Below are 16,625 nucleotides of genomic sequence, written 5' to 3'. Positions count from 1 at the left end.
GACCGGCCACCTTGTGACCGCCACCATCACCACCCCGCCGCCCAAGATCAGGCTGCGCCCGCACCAGTCCAAGGCCGTCCACGCCGCGCACACCGCGCTGCGCCAGGCCGCCCGGACTTCTGTGGTGATGGCGTGTGGTACCGGCAAGACGTACGTGGCCGCGCGTACCGCCGCCCGCGTCGCCCCCCAGGGCACCCGGCTGGTGCTGCTGCCCACCCTGGAACTGCTCGCCCAGACCGTCGACGACTGGCGCACCGCCGGCATGAGCGGCCCGGTCCTGGCCATGTGCTCCAAGCGCCCCAACGTTGCGGGTGAGCCGGTCGCGTTCACCACCGACCCGGCCGTCCTCGCCGCTATCGTCCGTCAACACCCGGTCGGTCTGACGGTGTTCGCCACCTACCATTCCCTGCACCGCGTCCAGGACGCCCACCACCGCTTCGCCCTACCCGCGTGGTCGCTGATCACCATCGATGAAGCCCACAGGACCAGTGGTGACCTGGGGAAACGCTGGGCGGCCGTCCACGACGACCAACTGATCCCCGCGCACAAGCGGCTCTACCTCACTGCCACCCCCCGCATCTGGTCGGCCGGCGGGCCCGATGACGACGAGGGCGACGCGCTCGTCGCCTCCATGGACAACCCCAATTTGTACGGCGACACCTGCTTTCGCCTCCCGTTGGCCGAGGCCATCGACCTTGATCTTCTGGCCGATTACCGCGTCGTCGTCATGGAAGTCCATGAGGCGACCATCCGCACCCGGCTCGGGATCCCCGACCAGGCCAGCGAGGCCGAACTTCGCCGGGCTGCGCTGCAGATCGCGGTCCTGCGCGCCATGGCCGAGCTCGACCTGCGCCGCGTTGTCTCCTTCCACCATCGCGTCGCCGACGCCCACGCCTTCGCCGCCACCTTCCCCGAGACGGCTGCCCTCCTCTACGCGATCGATGAGACGGGCACCAGTTGCCCCGACCCGGGTGAACTGTGGGCGGCCGGACTCGACAGCACCATGGACCCCGCCCAGCGCCGCGAGCTCCTCGACCGCTTCGACGGCCGCCCCGGCCAGCTCCTCGAGCCTGCCCACCGCACCGTGATCGCGAACGCCCGCCTTCTCGGCGAGGGCGTCAACATTCCCTCGATCGACACGGTGGTCTTCGCTGACCCCAAGGAGTCGATCGTCGACACGGTTCAGGCCGTGGGCCGAGCGCTGCGCCAAAAGCCGGGCCAGGGCAAGAAGGCCACTCTGATTGTCCCCGTCTATGTCGCCCCTGGCGAGGACGCCGATGACCTCATGGGCTCCACCGTGTACCGGCCGCTCTGGCGGGTCCTGCAAGCCTTGCGTGCGCACGACGACCGCATCACCGACCGTCTCGCCGTTCCTCAGCAGCCTGCCCACCCGGCCGCGGACGAGGAGGGCGAGGAGACCGGCGTGCCGGTGGATGTCGTCTTCGACCGCCCTTTCGCCGCCGACATCATCGCCCAGGCGTTCCGGCTGCGCGTCCTGCACCCCCGCGAAGCGTCCTTGCGGCGCGGCCTGGAAGCCGCCACGGCCTACCAGCAGACTCACGGGCACCTCGATGTCCCGCGGCTGTACGACGACGAGAACGGCTTCGCACTGGGCCGCTGGATCAACCGCATGCGCAAGGCGTACGCGGCCGGCACCCTCAAGCCCGCCCACATCAAGGCCCTCGAACACCTCGGCATCATCTGGAACCTGCACACCCAGGCCGCCGAACGCGGACTGCTCCACGCCCGCAACTGGGCCGCCCGCCACGGCCATCTCGCCGCCCCCACCGGCGAGATGGCCGGCGACTTCGCCTTGGGCCGCTGGCTCACCAACCGCCGGGCAGCCGCCCGCACCCGCGCGGACAAAGGACTCGATCCCGACCCCACCGACACCGCGCTCAGTGAGATCGACCCGTACTGGAACCCGCCGTGGTCGATTACCTGGCAGCGTCTGTACTACGCCGCTCGTGCCTACGCCGATGCGAGCATCGTCCTCGATGACCTCCCCGCTGACTTCGTCACCGATGACGACGAACCCCTCGGCGCATGGGTCCGAGCCCAGAGCACCGGCTACAGCAGGCTCCACCCCGACCAGCTCCGGCTCGTGCGCGAGTTGGGCATCACCCTGATCGAGCCCGCCGAGGACGGAGCGCCGAAGCCCGCCGGGCGGGCCGCCCGTCAGCAGCGGCAGCTCGAGCAGGGCCTGGCGGCCGTCGCCGCCTTCCGCGACCGCGAAGGCCACATCAATATCCGCCAACGCGACACCGTCATCCTCGCCGGCGCCGAGTACAAAGTCGGCCAGTGGCTCAGAAATCTGCGCAAGCGCTGGGACACCCTGCCCCCGGAACACCTCCGGGCCGTCACCGAGGCCGGCATCACCCGCCACCCCCAACCGGCCGCCAAGCTCGCCGTCACCCCCACCCCCGGCACCTGAACGAAGACCCGCGCCGTCGGTTCGCCCACACAGCTCCGAAAGGTACACACCCCCCGTGCTCAACTCACCGGAGAACCACCGCAGCCGGGCGGACGACGTTTGTGCGGACGCGTCGCTCATCGCGGCCGAGGACGGCCTTATCCGCTACATCCGGCAGCACGCCGAACTCGCCGAACGCAGCGGCTACACGATCCCCGCGGACTGGAGCCACCACAGCCAGTACCACCTGCTGCTGGCCCTGGGCCGCCGTCACACCCCCGCCCCCCGCCCCAAGGGCCTGACCGGCATGCCCGCCCGGCTCTGCTACAGCAACGCAGCCCAGTACGCCCGAAACCACCACGACCAAGGCCTCCTGTACGCCGAGGGGTTCGCCCGCACCCTCGACGTCTACCTGCCCCACGCCTGGACTGTCCGGCCGGACGGCACCGTGATCGATCCGACCTGGGACGACGAACCAGGCCGGGCATACATCGGCATCACGGTCGCCGACCCCGCGCTCTGGCCTTACGACGGCGGGGGAATCCTCCAGGATTTCCGCCGCCTCATGCCCCTGCTCCGCGACGGCTTCCGGCCAAGCGCGCTCGCCGACCTCGGACGGCCACTGGCCGACGCTCTCCCACACGAGTAGCTCCCGCGGGCCACCGCGGCGCGCGAACCGGCCGCGGCGCGACCCGCCGCGGGGCGCCGGGCGCAGCGTTGTCCGACCCCGGTGACAGGATGGCGTCAGCAAGCGTCGTTGCCGCCCAGGCGGCCGCGGCACCCCGAACATCACGGAGCACCGCCCATGAACCGCAGTGAGCTGACCGCCGCCCTCGCCGAGCGCGCCGAGGTGACCCGCAAGGACGCCGACGCTGTGCTGGCCGCCCTCGCCGAGATCGTCGGCGACGTCGTCGCCCAGGGCGATGAGAAGGTCACCATCCCCGGCTTCCTGACCTTCGAGCGCACCCATCGTGCCGCCCGTACGGCCCGCAATCCCCAGACGGGCGAGCCTTTGGAGATCGCAGCTGGATACAGCGTGAAGGTCTCGGCGGGCTCCAAGCTCAAGGAAGCCGCGAAGGGCAAGTAGCCCGTCCCCCTCGTGCCGTGACCCATTCCGGGACCGCGACCTGGCTTCACCAGGTCGCACTCCATCAGACGATCACTGCGTGGAGCCCGGATAGTTGCGGCGCCGACGGGGTAGAACGGACGCCGGGTGCCCTCCGATTTCAGAGGGCTCCAACTCCAGACCAGCCGGGATTCCTCGGCAAGATCGAAGGACACGCAGTATGGCCAGCGGCACCGTGAAGTGGTTCAACTCGGAGAAGGGCTTCGGCTTCATCGCCCAGGACGGCGGCGGCCAGGACGTCTTCGCCCACTACTCCAACATCGCCGGCAGCGGCTACCGTGAGCTGGCGGAGGGCGACGCGGTCACCTTCGATGTGACCCAGGGACAGAAGGGCCCCCAGGCCGAGAACATCGTCCGGAGCTGACGGCCGTACGCGCCGCCCCGCCCGCGAAGATCACTGTGTAGAGTGGCATCACCGACGCGGGGTGGAGCAGCTCGGTAGCTCGCTGGGCTCATAACCCAGAGGTCGCAGGTTCAAATCCTGTCCCCGCTACTGACCGAAGGGCCCGGATCCGTCCGGGCCCTTCGCCACATCCCAGACCGCCCCACGGCGGCGGCACCCTGCCCTTCCTCGAGCAAAGGCACCGCTCCTTCACCCTCACCATGACGCGGACGAGATGAGGGGGTGGTGCCGCGATCCGCGGCGTAATCAAAATACATCCTGAAAATTGAACAAGCAACAGTCAACGGGATGCTCGCGTGTACGTCACGATCTGACGCGTAGGCAGGTCACAATGGGCGTGGTCTCGACGGCATCTGGCTACCGGGGGAGCGTCTTTGTCCATCGACCGCCTGCAGCCCATCGGTCCCGCAGTGCTGGCCGCCCGTACACCCCGCGTTCCGATTCCGCCCTCTCGCGCCGACACCGCGACCGAGAGGACCCCCCTGGCACTGATGGACGTTGATGCTTTCCGCACCACGCTTCAACGTGCCGTTGCCCAGAACACGCCAGCCGCCGCGGTCGCGACCGAAGCCGCCCGCCGAATTGCCCGGGGGCACCTCGACGTCGCCGCCTGGCGGACCGTGCTGCTCGAGACAGTCGGAACCGACATCTGGGCGCCCGTCCGGCAAGCCGCCATCACCGCCGTCGCCGCCAGCCCGGCCCTGGCACCGAGCATCATCTCCATGCACGCCCAACTGCTGCGCACCCCCTCCGCGACCGTCCATGAGGGACAGGGGGATGACGGCCAGCCGTTCTTCGTCGCACAGGCCACCTTCGCCCCGGCCGGTCGCGACATCACCGGCAGCGCTCAGCGGGCCCGCACCCGCGAGGCAGCGCGGCAGCAGGCCATGACCACCCTCATCGCCGCGCTCGCCGACCTGCCCGACCCGCTCGCCGACGCCGCGGTGCCCGACTGGACCTGGGACACGCCCGCCGCCCAGCCCTCAGCAGCAGCCCCGGCAGGGGCAGCCAATCCCGTGTCGGTTCTGAACGAATTCCACCAGGCCGGCCACATCACCCGGCCCGACTACCGGCCCCCCGCACCCACGCCCACCGGCTTCACGGCCACGGTCGCCGCCGTCCACCGCGGCCAGCAACTCACCGGCGAAGGAACCGGCCAAACCAAACGGCAGGCCCGGGCCGAAGCAGCCGACCGGCTCCTCAAGGCTCTCCAGACCGCCCTCGGCACCGACGCCGAGCCCCCGGCCGCGACCGAACCGGCGGCGGCCACACCCGTCCAACCCGCGCTCCCCATGCCGCCCGCGCCGACAGAGAAACAGGAGCCGCCGCACGCCCTCCCCGCCGGCCCGGCCGACCTGTTCGCCGCCCACTGCCTTCTCGAGCAGGCCCTCGCCGACGGCGCCGCCCTGACCCTGCTGCCCTCACGCCATCCCGGCCGGACCGCATGGATGCTGTTCCAGCCCGACGGCACACCCCTGCACGCCCCCGGCCAACTGCCGCCGCTGCAGCCGGTCACCCGCGACCTCGTCCTCGCGGGCGCCGGCGGCATCATGCCTCGCCGCGCCACCGTCACCGGCCTCGCCGTCCCCGTCGGCCTCGCCCTGCCCGCACTGCTCACCCCCCGAGCAGGCGAACACCCCTCCGTCACGGGATGGCGAGCCGCCCTTCGCCTGGCTGTGGCATGCGTGGCCCAGCAGCGCGTCTACCCCGCCCTGACCGCCGACGGCCAGGGCTGCTGGCGGATCGGTCCGATCACCGATCCGTTGCGCACGGCCGTCACCGCGGCCGCCGCCCGGATGGCCCCCGAGGGACATTGCCTTCTCGCCGGCCACAGTCCCCTGCGCGTCCCGGCGCCCGAGAACGCCCTCTGGCCCCTGCTCGACGCCGTCGGCGACGCGATGATCCGAACCCCAGGGACCGCTTCCCTCCTGGGACCCGGCCCGTTCACCAGCACCCCGGCACCCGACACCGACCCCAGCGCAGAGCTGTGGGCCTGGGCCGACGCCATCGAGGACGCCGCCGACCCCTGCCCCGCTCCCCGCCTCATGCTGCGCATCAAAGAGCCCGAGGCAGGCGAGCATGCCCCCACCGCCCAAGCTGTCCTGCACGTGGCCGCCGACGACCAGGACGACCCCGTGTCGGCGGGCAGCATCTGGGACGGCCACCCCACCCACCCCGCTCTGACGCCCGCCGTACTGGCTGGGGTGCGCCGCGCGCTGCGCCGCGGCGCCCGCCACTTCCCGCCGCTCGGCGACCTCGCCGCCCAGGAACGCCCCCGCCGCCTCACCCTGTCCGCCGAGGACCTGGCCCACCTTCACGACCACGCCGCCGCCCCGCTCGCCACGGCCGGCATCACCGTCCACTGGCCGCCCGCGCTTCTCGGCGCGCTCACCGCCACCGCGGTCATCGGCCGCCGCCACGGCGACGACGACGAGTTCACCGCCGGCAGCGGCTTCCTGGCCCTGGACCGCCTGGTGGACTGCCGCTGGCACATCAGCCTCGACGGCGAGCCGCTGACCGAGGACGAGATGACCGCCCTCGCCGACGCCGCGTGGCCGCTGATCCGCATGCGCGGGCGCTGGCTGCTCATCGACCCCGACACCGCCCGCCGCGCCCGCCATCGCGAACTGGCGCCCCTGCCCTCGCTCGACGCGCTCGCCGCCGCCCTGTCCGGAACCCTCACCCTCGACGGCGAAACCCTTGACGTCCGGCCCGCCGGCACCCTCGCTACCCTCGTCGACGCCCTGCGTCAGGCCCCCGACGACCCCCGCCCTGTACCACCGCCGGCCAGCCTGAACGCGAACCTGCGCCACTACCAGCAGCGGGCCCTGACCTGGCTCGCCCACACCCTCGACCTGGGCTTCGGCGCGCTCCTCGCCGACGACATGGGGCTGGGCAAGACGCTGACGACCATCGCCTTGCACCTCCACCGCGCCGAAACGGCCGGCGAAGCCGCCGGCCCGACCCTCGTGGTCTGCCCGGCCTCCCTCATCACGAACTGGCAGCGCGAGATCGCCCGCTTCGCCCCGGACACCACCGCCCTCCGGTACCACGGCACCGGCCGCACCCTCGACACCGATGCGCTCGACCACACCACGGTCGTCATCACCACCTACGGCACCCTGCGCCGCGACCCCGCCCTCACCGCCACCCAGTGGGGCATGGTCGTGGCCGACGAGGCCCAACACATCAAGAACCCGGCCTCCGCCACAGCCAAGGCACTACGCGACGTCCCCGCCCGGGCCCGACTCGCGGTCACCGGCACACCCGTCGAGAACAACCTGACGGAACTGTGGGCCATCCTCGACTGGACCAACCCCGGCCTGTTCGGCACCCGTTCCGCCTTCCGCGCCCGCTACGGCGCCGTCGAGAAAGACCCGGGCGCCCCCGCCGCCGCAGGGCTTGCCCGGCTTGTCGCCCCGTTCATGCTGCGCCGGCGCAAGAGCGACCCCGGCATCGCCCCCGAGCTGCCCGGCAAGGTCCACCACCACCGCATCGTCGCGCTCACCGACGAGCAGACCGGCCTGTACGAGGCGATCGTCCGCGACACCATGCAGAAGATCACCACCAGCCGCGGGATCGCACGCCGCGGCCTGGTCCTGAAGTTGCTCCAGGCCCTGCGCCAGATCTGCAACACCCCCACCCTCTACCTGAAGGAGCCCCTGGACGACGCCGAGCCGGCCGGCCTCGCCCGTCGCTCGGGCAAGCTCGCAGCCCTGGACAAGCTCACGGCGACCCTCGCCGACCGGGGTGAAGCCGCGCTCGTCTTCACCGGCTATGTCCAAATGGGCCGCATCCTCGAGCACCACCTGCGCCTCCGCGGCCGCTCCGTCCGCTTCCTCCACGGCGGCACCCCTCCGGCCCGCCGCCAAGAGCTCGTCGACGCCTTCCAGTACGACCCCGACCCAGCCCCGGTGTTCATCCTGTCCGTCAAGGCGGCCGGCACCGGACTGACCCTCACTCGGGCCGAGCACGTCATCCACTACGACCGGCCCTGGAACCCCGCCGTGGAGGATCAGGCCACCGACCGCGCCCACCGCATCGGACAGCACCGCACCGTCCAGGTCCATCACCTGATCACCGAGGGCACCGTCGAGGACCACATCAACGAACTCCTCGCCCGCAAGCGGGCCCTGACCGACGCCGTCCTCACCTCCGGCGAAGGCGCCCTCACCGAACTCGACGACACCGAGCTGACCGCCCTCGTCACCCTGGGAACCCGATGACCGGCACCGCCCGATCCCTCGCGCCGCTGGCCGGCGCGTGGAAGCAGGCCTTTCACCTCGCCACCAACGGCTCCGGTTCCTACGGCAAGGGCCTCAACCTCGCGCGCAAAGGCGCCGTCGCCCAGATCCAGACTCAGCCGGGCCGAATCAGCGCCCCCGTCGCCGCGAAGAAGGCCACCCACCAGGCCGCGATCCACGTCCCCGAGCTGACCGCGACCCAATGGGACACGCTGGCGGCCAAGCTCGCCGACGACCCCCAGGCCGTTGCCGACCTCGTCGCCAACCGAATCCCCGCCACGATCGCCGACTCCGGGCACGCCGGCGGCATCTCCATCGCCCCGCCGGCCGACGGCATCACCTTCTCCTGCTCCTGCCCCACCGGCCGCACCCACCGCGTCTGCGACCACAGCGCAGCCCTCGGCCACGCCGTCGCCGAACGCCTCGCCGCCACCCCCTCCCTGCTGCTCGGCGCACGCGGCATGACCGCCCGCGCCCTCGCCGCCCACGTACGCGGCCTCGTCGACGGCGCCGACCCCGGCCCCCTCCCCGCAGACACCAACGGCACCGTGCGCGCCACCCAGCTCTACGCCCTGGCCGCCCACCGCCCCCCACAGCCCCCGCCGGACCTCAACCTCGATGCCGTCACCACCCTCACCTGGAGCGACGCACCGCTGCCCGGGCCCCGAGCCCAGGACCTGATGTGGATGACCACCGATGCCGCCGCCCGCGCTCGCGTCCTCCTGGCCGACACCGCAACCGCGCCCCACGACAAGCTGGCCGACATCATGCGGATCCTCGCCAGCCCCGACGGCGCGGACCATTTGAAGGCCGCCCAGCACACCACCGGCATCCCGGAGGCCACCCTGCGGGCGATGATGATCGGCTACCGCCACGGCGGCCCCGCCGGCGCCTACGCCACCCTCGCCCCCACCCCGGCAACCACGGACGTCCTCGAACGGGCACGAGAGACCGTCCACGCCTCTCGCGCTGGCGGCCTCGGAACCATCACCATCGACGGCAGCACGCTCACCGATACGACCGCCGGAGTCCAGATCCGCCCCGGCCCCGACGGCCGCTGGTACCCCTTCACCCTCTGGCGCGCCAACGAGTGGCGCCCCGCACCCGGAGCCTGCGACGATCCCGCCGAGGCCTTCCGCGCCGCACGGCGCGCCCGCGCCGCACGACCACTCAGGCGATAGCTGGCGACGTCCGACTTCCCCCGCTTCACGGTGCCCGCTAGGGAAGAGGCCTGGGGCGTAGAGGTCGCCGTCGTCCGCCCGGCGGGCGCGTCGACACGGGAACCCGGCCAGCCTCGGACAGCAGTTCACCAGCCCTTTACGGCAAAGATCACGCCAGCCTGGCCCAACGCCGAATGCCACGAAACCGCGGGGGCGATACTCGGTCTGCCGCCTGAGCACACATGATCACGGCCTGAGCGGGGGAGATACCGCGCTGGATGAATGAGGGGGGAGCCAGTGGCCGCGACGGAACGCGACCTGCACGAGCAACACCGGGCCATGACCTCGGACCTGGCCGCGCGGCACGCCCGTGTCAAAGAACTTGATGTCGACGACCTTGAGTTCGACGGCCAGTACACCGCAATGGTGCAAGGAGCCGAGGAACTCCTCGCGTTCGAACAGATGCTCCCGATGCGGCTGGCCGAGCCGCAGCGGCTGCGGAGCGCAAAGATCGTGCGCGGGTCGTGGCGAGGTCAGACCGCAGTGGCCATCGCGCTCATCACCACCGTCCTCGTCCTCGACCGCACTGCCTGGTGGCTTGTGCTGCTCATACCCCACTTGCTGGCCACGCTGCTGGGCTGGTCGATCAAGGTGACCCCGCAGCAGCACAAGCAGCAACGCGGGATCGCCTTCGCTCTGCACGCCCTGTGCGTTCTCGTGATCCTCGTCGCCCTGGGAGTGCTGTCCGCCTGGTGGATCATCGCTGTCCTCATCGGCTGGGCCTTCATCGGCGGAGCCTGTGCAGATGCTCCGCAGCAGGGGGCGAAGAAGTGACCGAGGACCTTGACCGCCGCCTGCGGGATACCGACCGCCGCCTCCGCGATCTCGACCAGCGTATCGACGACCTCGATGGCGACCACCAGAGCCTGAAGAGCAAGTTCGGCTATACCGAGGACCTCGATTATGAGCTGCGCGACATCCGCAGCGACATTTCCGGGTGCGACGACAAGATCGACAAGGTCGAAGAGGAGCTGGGCGACCGCATCGACGACACAGAGCAGGCCATCAAACGCCTCACGCAGCACGTGCGGCTGCTTGACGACCAGCTCAAGATGTCCGCAGGAGTGCCCGCTGCGGATCTGGACACCTACACCAAGGACCAGCACGCCCTCGCCCGCACCATGCTGAAGGGCTGGAACGCCCGTAGCCTGCTCCTGGGCGACCACGACCGCCACACCCACCAGGTGCGCGTCGGGCATCACCGGGAGACAGCCGAGAAGCACCGGACAGCGCTCGCAGCAGTCGTCGACGCTGTCGGCGCCTTCACAGCCAGCCGCTACGGCACCACCGGTCATTCCGAGGCCGCGGGCCGGCTCCGCACCGCAATCGCCGACGAGGCAAGACTTCGACAGTCCCTGGCCCGACAGGCTCCACATGCCGAGGAGTCCGCGACCGCGCTGGCGGACGATGCTTCGACCCGCGCGGACAAACAGCCGGCGATGTCGGCCGGCGACCGCGCGGAGAAGCGCCTCACGATGGCCTTGCGCAGCCGCCTGGCCGACGCCGTCAGCAGCCGCGCACTGCTGCCCGCCTGGTTCGTCACCGTCCTGGGAGCAGCACCGCCCGCCCGGGCAACGGACCACTGGCTGGAGACCGCGACCCGCGTCCTGCTCTACCGCCTCACCTACGACATCACCGACCAGGTCGTCGCCCTCGGCCCCGAGCCCTGCGACGCCGACCGGCATCGCCGCAGCTGGTACGAAGGGCTGCGCAAGGACCTGCGGCGCTGGTGAACAGGCCCTGCCCCAACGCCCCGAATGGTGACCATGCTCCGCGACGCCACCCATTCCCAGCTCTCCGGCCACTTCGACCGCTGGATCGGCCCGCTGTGCGGTGTTTGGCCTGATGGCCACGACGACTGGTGCACCCTCCTCGGCACCGCGTACGACCGCTTGCAACCGGTTCTGCAACCCTCCGAGGCCGCCCCCTACCGATGTGTTGCGCGCTTGCTAGCGCGAGCGTCCGCAAGCATCGGAGATGCGGAGGATGCCGACTCCGCCCTGGAAGCCCTCGGTGCCGCAGAGGCGGTCGCCGATCAGGCCCGGCTCACAGATGGCAAGGAGTGACTTGTGGGGCTCCGTCCGGCCGGCGTGGCTGCGGTCAGCCACTGCTGGCAGTGAAACCGGTGACGTCGGCTGGCGGTTGGAAGGTGAGATGCGAGGCGGCGAGGAGAATGGCCAAGACACGGAACGCTCGCGGCGCTCGGTGAGGGGAACAATGTTGGATCTGCAGGCCGGTATGGGCGTCTACCAGTTCGTTCGCGACCGACAGGACGATCTCCGGGACGAACAACACCCGGAGGGCCACGATGCGTACGTCCAGTCCTGGCGCGACGCCCACGAGCTCAGCCAGGACTACGCTACTGCGGTTCACGAGGCACTCATGGCCATGGCCGAACAGTGGGAGGTCCACCCTGACTTCCCCGCCGCAACCCGTGCCGTCCGCGCTGTGCACGGCGCGGACTTCTCAGCGGAGCGGTGATCACGGGCCTTCTTGACTGTTCTGGGGCCGGTGCGGCCCCTAGGCCAGAGCACCGGACCTGGCTCGAAAAGCTCAGCCCCACAGCTTCCGCGTGAACTCCTGCGCCCACTCCACCCGCTCCTGGTGCGGGCCGTCGGGCGTGCAGGAGGAGTTCGGGCGGGCCTGGCACTTCGGGCAGGTGACATCCTCCGCGTCCCAGGTCCGCGCCGCTGAGCCCGCGGTCTCCTGCGGTTCCCGCTCTTCCCTGTGTTGCCGAGGTGGCCGGGCTTTGGCCCGGGCAGGTGGCGCAGCCTCGGGCTGGCGTCTGTCGTGGATGCTCTTCTGCTGCTCGTCGGGGTCACTGCGGTCGTCGCTCTGCAGGACGCGGCGCAGGCGTTCGTCGTGAGGGAGCTGGCGCTTCGCGCTGGGTCCGACGCGATCGTCGTTTTCGCACAGCGTGCCGGGGCCGGCGTGGCATCGCGGGCACTCCATTCGGTACCAGCCGCCGCGTGGCACCTGGTGGTGTAGCCGGGCGGGCACGGTGTTCATCCGAGCCTTATCCGCTTGGCCCTTCCGGCCGGACCGCGGCTGCTCCTGGAGTGGACGCGCGGGGCGGACTTCGTGCTCGGGCGCCTTGGGGGCAGGCTGTGTCGGCTCGGCAGCGTCCTCGACCTCTTGCCGGAACTTCTTCTGTTGCCGAGCCTTCTGTTGTGCGGCTTTCCGCGCGTCCAGTTCCAGCTGCAGCCGCTCATTGTGGCCGTCTTTGCGCGGCTTCCCGCTGTTCGGCCCCTCGACCAGCACGCAGCCCTTGCCCTGCTGCGCCTTGCAGCGCGGACAGCCCCGCTGGATCCAGTACCGCCGCGCGACGTGAAGTTGCTCCTGGGGTCCCCTTGCCGCCCGCTCTTTCCAAGCATCTACGCGCCGCGCTTCGCCGCGGGTCAGCAGTTCTCCGGCCAAGGCGGCGGCCTGGAGAAGCTCCTCGACCTGAGGACGCAAATGGGGCGTGTACGCGTCGTAGTCGCGAAGCCGTCGGAGGGCGCTGCGTGCCCGAGCCGCGGCCCTTCGTGCTTCCCTTTCCGAGTTGGCTTCCGCCTTCACCGCGTACCGCGTGAGGTCGTCCAGGTTCTCGAAGTACGTGCTCGCCCGCTCGTAGACGGCCGCTTCGGCGTCCGTGCGATTCTCAGATGCCGTCGCGTTGACCCGCAGCAAAAGCCTGCGGACCCGCCCAGGTTTCTGTTCGTCCACCGCCCTGTTCAGGTTGTCGAACAGCTTGCGGCGCTCCTCGTCCTTCTCGATCAGCCAGACCCTCGCGTGGCGAACGGCCGCATCGAGCTGCTCTTGAAGCCCTTCGTCGACCCCGGTCAGCTCCTCGATGTCCGTGCACATCTGCTTCACCACGGGCACGGACTCGATCCGGCGTGCGTACACCAGCCGGCGCAGCAGGGCATGGGCGCGTGCCTCCGGCTCCGGTACCTTCCTCGCCTTGCCGGGCGCCCACAGCGATGGACGCGGCGCGGTGCGTGCCTGCACGATCTTCACGATCGCCGGTGTCGACAACCCGCGCTCTGTCATCTCGCACTCGTCCAGAGCGAACCATTCGATCGGCCGGGCGAACGCCTCAGTCCCGATCTGCACGTGGCGCGCGGTGCCCACGCTGTTCAGGCGGATCCGGTGCACGTACCAGCGGCGGATCAGTGTGTCGCGGTCGACGGGCACCATCGTCCCGAGGACCGGCTCGACATCGTCGTCCCACACCGGCGTCACCGCCTGGTCCAGATGCACCCGCAGAGCGCCATGCCGCCAGCGCACATCCACGACGGAACCGATCGGCGCCCCTTCGGTGCGGGTGTACTCGAAGGTCGCCTGCTCCCCGCGGCCGGCGAGCCAGGCCGCAGCCGCCGACCGCACATACAGATGGTCCGCGCTGTCCACGCCGCGGGAGCGACGTCCGCACACGTGCGGAAGCCCGTCCGGATCGGGGTGATGTGCGAAATGACAGGCCCGGTCCGTGTACAGCTTGGTGGTCAGCCGGCCGCCGCAGCCGCCGAGCAGAGTCCCGCACCAGAACGTGTCGTCCGCGTGGACACGGCGGAATACATCCAGCTCGATCGCTTCCATCGGCAGCATCAACGGCTCATCCGAGTCCGCTCCGCCGAGCACCGCCGTCTGAATCCGTCGCCTGTCCTCGCGCACAAACTCCCCCAGCCCCTACCCGCCGACACACCAATCAGATCACCTCTCGGCTCGGCTCAGGCCGTACGCCCGAGCTGCGATGCCTTTGCCGTCCTGACGATCACGCCGTCCGCAGCCTGCTCCCTTCCGCAGCGCGTTCGGCTCGGGCCCGGCGTAGTGCGCCTGCCTCGGGGCCGCGGCCTGGCGGCGGCGCTGCGCGCGTGCTCCGCCGGCGGCTGGCGCTGCCAGGCCGCGCTCGGTCAGCATCAAGCTGATCGCCGCGCTTGACCCGAGCGGATCCCGCCCGTCACGCCGTACGACGGTGCCGGTGCGCCTTCGCCTTCTTCATGCGGGTGGCGCCGTTCCTCTTCGCGGCCTCCCGGCCGCGACCAGGAGCTGGCCCGCGAGGTCGACACCGCTTGGCTCAGCACTCACGCGATCACCGACCCGACCGGGATCCTCGGTGCGGACCGCGGGTAGAGCCTGCTCGATCAGCTCGTCCAGGTCTTGATCTGAGCGGCGACCTCCCGCACTGGGAGCCCGTCCCGGGCCGCGCGGGCCAAGGGGACCACGGTGTCCAGACCGGGGCTCACCGGAAGGCCGTACGCCGAGAGGTAGGCCGCGGTCACCGTGGCCGCGTAGAGAAGGTTGCGCGCCTCCAGACTGGGGTTCCTCGCCAGCTCGCACAGCAGTGCGGCGGCTTTGTGATGGGGCTCGGGATAGACCTCGTGGTCCAGGATCTCCGCCCGGTGACGTGCTTCCGCCGCGACGGGCACGCCGTAGTCGACGACCTGGGGATCCCCCGGGATCTGCTGCGCTACTGCCAGGAGCCAGGCGAGGTCGATGCGCAGATTCACGCGGCGTCCCTCGGCGCGCTCTGTACCGGCCCCTCCGGAAGACCGGGGTAGCGATCCTCGCCGACCTCCGCCTCGAACTGCTCCGCGTACCCGGCCAGGAACGCCGCTGCGCCGGCCATGAAAGCGGCACGCGACTGGTTCACATCAGCCTCGATCAAGTCGGCCACGTATCCCTGCAGGCTGAGGCCGCGGCGCTTGGCCCGGTCCTCGGCGGCCGCCCTGACGGCCTCGTCCAGTCGGATATTCGTCTGCTTCGCCATACCCACCAGCATAGCTAGCCCCTGATACCGACAGCTAGCAGTCGCGAGATCTGCAGGCCGAACACGTCCCGCTGCCCGACGTGCGCGGCCAAGAACCGCACCCACTGCACTCGACGGCGGCCAGCTGATCCGGCATCTCCGTGTCCGCGGCACTTGCTCACCCCGCCCAGCCTGAGTCCGCGCCCGCTCCGGCCCGCGATCCGATTCCCCGATATGGGCGATAAGCAGCCAGTTGGGGCGGTACGTTGAGCAGGAGTCCCCCGGACGCCGCGTCCCCCCGTGCGTTGCGTCCGGGGGCATACCCTGCCGGCTCCGGCCTGATCACCTGCCGCCACCCGCCCCCCTGACATGCAGGCCCTCGGCCGCACGCCTCGCCAAAACCGCTCCTCGCGCTCCGAGAGCCGGCCATCGGCGGGAGGGGCTCCACGCCACGGCCGGGGCACTACCCTCGTGGCCAACGGGAAGGAGGGAGCCGCATGAAGCGCACACGGGCTATCGAACTGGTCGAAGCGATGCTGCACCGGCTCGACGGCCCCCAGGAATGGCCCCTCCACCTGGTCAGGCAAGTGTGGCTGTTCGGCAGCTTCGCGCGCGGTGCCACCGAGCCCCACGACGTCGACGTCGCTGTTCGGTTTGAGCGCGACGAACGAATGAAACAGGCCATCGTCCAGGCCATCTTCTCCGGCGGTAACCCCTACGCGCCGCTGCGCCGCGCGCTCGCCGGGTCGTCCCGCGGGCTGCAGTTCCAGTTCGAGGATGCGGCCCGCGAGCAGCTCGAAGCCGAAGGCACCGTCATGCTCCCGCTGTGGCAACGAAGAGACTCGCTCACCGAAGCTCTCGGCGTGCTCCACGCGATCGCCGAGGACCCCGAAGCCGGCCGGGCCGAGCGCCACGACATGATCGACGCTTTCGAAGGCCTCGACCGGCACATCCCCCGCCCGATCCGGGCACAACTGATCGAGTGGCAGCAGCAAGAGGCCATCACCATCTCCCGTGTGCAGCTTTCAGACGCGCCGGACGACACCGAACTGCTGGCGACCCCGGACATGCGCTGGACCTTCCACCGGTGGAACGACGACAGCCCGCTGCGCCGCGCGGCCCTGGCGGGTCTGGCCCTCATGAACGAACTTAAGGTCGAGCTCGACGACGTCGAGCTGGCCGGTCAGAGGCTGCCCACTCCGCGGCGACTCGCGGGACACCGGAGTGAACCCCGCTGGTGGATCAACTGGAAGTGGCAGGGCTACCAGAGCATCCCGTACTGCGTCGCCCACGGCGACGGCTGGCTGGAGGTAGTACAGCCCACGCGGACGCGCCCGCTGAACGCGCTGGTGATCAAGCCCGGGCCCAAGGCGGCAGTCTTCCGAGCCTGACCCACTCGTTTTCGCGCGACGAGGACCGCCTCGGGCGCCACGTCGTCGTTCTCACGGGACGCCGCCTGGCTCCCCAGCGGGTTGCTGCGCCCCATTGGAC

General features: G+C 70.7%; 14 protein-coding genes and 1 tRNA gene. 12 read left to right on the top strand and 3 right to left on the bottom strand.

The window, feature by feature from the left end; translation table 11 throughout:
* Positions 1–13 precede the first annotated feature (13 nt).
* The 11 genes from E4U91_RS36835 to E4U91_RS36785 all read left to right on the top strand — a co-directional run bounded on the left by E4U91_RS36835 (position 14) and on the right by E4U91_RS36785 (position 11,887).
* On the top strand, positions 14–2,434 hold the full coding sequence (locus tag E4U91_RS36835) for a DEAD/DEAH box helicase (RefSeq protein ID WP_241678969.1): 2,421 nt from the start codon (positions 14–16) through the stop codon (positions 2,432–2,434).
* A gap of 55 nt (positions 2,435–2,489) precedes the next feature.
* Positions 2,490–3,062, top strand: coding sequence for a hypothetical protein (locus E4U91_RS36830; protein ID WP_137311371.1), 573 nt, complete (start codon positions 2,490–2,492; stop codon positions 3,060–3,062).
* A gap of 156 nt (positions 3,063–3,218) precedes the next feature.
* A complete protein-coding gene (locus E4U91_RS36825; RefSeq protein WP_137311370.1) occupies positions 3,219–3,500 on the top strand; it encodes an HU family DNA-binding protein in 282 nt (93 codons plus the stop codon).
* A gap of 199 nt (positions 3,501–3,699) precedes the next feature.
* A complete protein-coding gene (locus tag E4U91_RS36820; RefSeq protein WP_137311369.1) occupies positions 3,700–3,903 on the top strand; it encodes a cold-shock protein in 204 nt (67 codons plus the stop codon).
* 55 nt (positions 3,904–3,958) lie between these two features.
* Positions 3,959–4,032 (top strand) — tRNA-Met (locus tag E4U91_RS36815).
* A 530-nt stretch (positions 4,033–4,562) separates the two neighbouring features.
* Entirely contained in the window at positions 4,563–8,168 is a 3,606-nt protein-coding gene (locus E4U91_RS36810) for an SNF2-related protein (protein WP_241678968.1), read from the top strand.
* The gene (locus E4U91_RS36805) at positions 8,165–9,367 is read left to right on the top strand and encodes a hypothetical protein (RefSeq protein ID WP_137311367.1); all 1,203 of its coding nucleotides are present in this window, start codon (positions 8,165–8,167) and stop codon (positions 9,365–9,367) included. The genes E4U91_RS36810 and E4U91_RS36805 overlap by 4 nt, the downstream gene beginning before the upstream one ends.
* A 276-nt stretch (positions 9,368–9,643) precedes the next feature.
* On the top strand, positions 9,644–10,180 hold the full coding sequence (locus E4U91_RS36800; RefSeq protein WP_137311366.1) for a hypothetical protein: 537 nt from the start codon (positions 9,644–9,646) through the stop codon (positions 10,178–10,180).
* Entirely contained in the window at positions 10,177–11,139 is a 963-nt protein-coding gene (locus tag E4U91_RS39445; RefSeq protein WP_241678967.1) for a hypothetical protein, read from the top strand. Before E4U91_RS36800 ends, E4U91_RS39445 begins: the two co-directional genes overlap by 4 nt.
* Positions 11,140–11,172: 33 nt before the next feature.
* Positions 11,173–11,472 (top strand): hypothetical protein, encoded by a 300-nt coding sequence (locus tag E4U91_RS36790; protein WP_137311365.1) that lies wholly within the window; start codon positions 11,173–11,175, stop codon positions 11,470–11,472.
* A gap of 151 nt (positions 11,473–11,623) precedes the next feature.
* Entirely contained in the window at positions 11,624–11,887 is a 264-nt protein-coding gene (locus E4U91_RS36785; RefSeq protein WP_137311364.1) for a hypothetical protein, read from the top strand.
* A 72-nt stretch (positions 11,888–11,959) separates the two neighbouring features.
* Here E4U91_RS36785 and E4U91_RS36780 read toward each other — a convergent pair whose 3' ends face one another.
* The 3 genes from E4U91_RS36780 to E4U91_RS36770 form a co-directional block, all read right to left on the bottom strand.
* Positions 11,960–14,059 (bottom strand): hypothetical protein, encoded by a 2,100-nt coding sequence (locus E4U91_RS36780; RefSeq protein ID WP_241678966.1) that lies wholly within the window; start codon positions 14,057–14,059, stop codon positions 11,960–11,962.
* A gap of 470 nt (positions 14,060–14,529) precedes the next feature.
* Complete coding sequence (locus E4U91_RS36775) at positions 14,530–14,895, bottom strand: hypothetical protein (RefSeq protein WP_137311362.1); 366 nt, start codon at positions 14,893–14,895, stop codon at positions 14,530–14,532.
* Positions 14,892–15,155: a hypothetical protein gene (locus E4U91_RS36770; protein ID WP_174867973.1), complete on the bottom strand. Its 264-nt coding sequence runs from the start codon at positions 15,153–15,155 to the stop codon at positions 14,892–14,894. The genes E4U91_RS36775 and E4U91_RS36770 overlap by 4 nt, the downstream gene beginning before the upstream one ends.
* Before the next feature lie 476 nt (positions 15,156–15,631).
* On the opposite strand from E4U91_RS36770, the gene E4U91_RS36765 reads away from it, so the two are divergent.
* On the top strand, positions 15,632–16,525 hold the full coding sequence (locus tag E4U91_RS36765) for a nucleotidyltransferase family protein (RefSeq protein WP_137311361.1): 894 nt from the start codon (positions 15,632–15,634) through the stop codon (positions 16,523–16,525).
* The last annotated feature ends 100 nt before the right edge of the window (positions 16,526–16,625 follow it).

Source organism: Streptomyces lasalocidi (assembly GCF_005280215.1).
GTDB classification, from domain to species: Bacteria; Actinomycetota; Actinomycetes; order Streptomycetales; family Streptomycetaceae; genus Streptomyces; species Streptomyces longwoodensis.
Note: the sequence above shows the minus strand (reverse complement) of the source record. Positions and strands in the feature narration are given on the sequence as shown.

Bases quoted from the DNA above. Each gene is read 5' to 3' on its own strand.
- E4U91_RS36825 (WP_137311370.1), top strand. From the start codon at position 3,219: ATGAACCGCAGTGAGCTGACCGCCGCCCTCGCCGAGCGCGCCGAGGTG.
- E4U91_RS36820 (WP_137311369.1), top strand. From the start codon at position 3,700: ATGGCCAGCGGCACCGTGAAGTGGTTCAACTCGGAGAAGGGCTTCGGC.
- E4U91_RS36805 (WP_137311367.1), top strand. From the start codon at position 8,165: ATGACCGGCACCGCCCGATCCCTCGCGCCGCTGGCCGGCGCGTGGAAG.
- E4U91_RS36790 (WP_137311365.1), top strand. From the start codon at position 11,173: ATGCTCCGCGACGCCACCCATTCCCAGCTCTCCGGCCACTTCGACCGC.
- E4U91_RS36785 (WP_137311364.1), top strand. From the start codon at position 11,624: ATGTTGGATCTGCAGGCCGGTATGGGCGTCTACCAGTTCGTTCGCGAC.
- E4U91_RS36770 (WP_174867973.1), bottom strand. From the start codon at position 15,155: ATGGCGAAGCAGACGAATATCCGACTGGACGAGGCCGTCAGGGCGGCC.
- E4U91_RS36765 (WP_137311361.1), top strand. From the start codon at position 15,632: ATGAAGCGCACACGGGCTATCGAACTGGTCGAAGCGATGCTGCACCGG.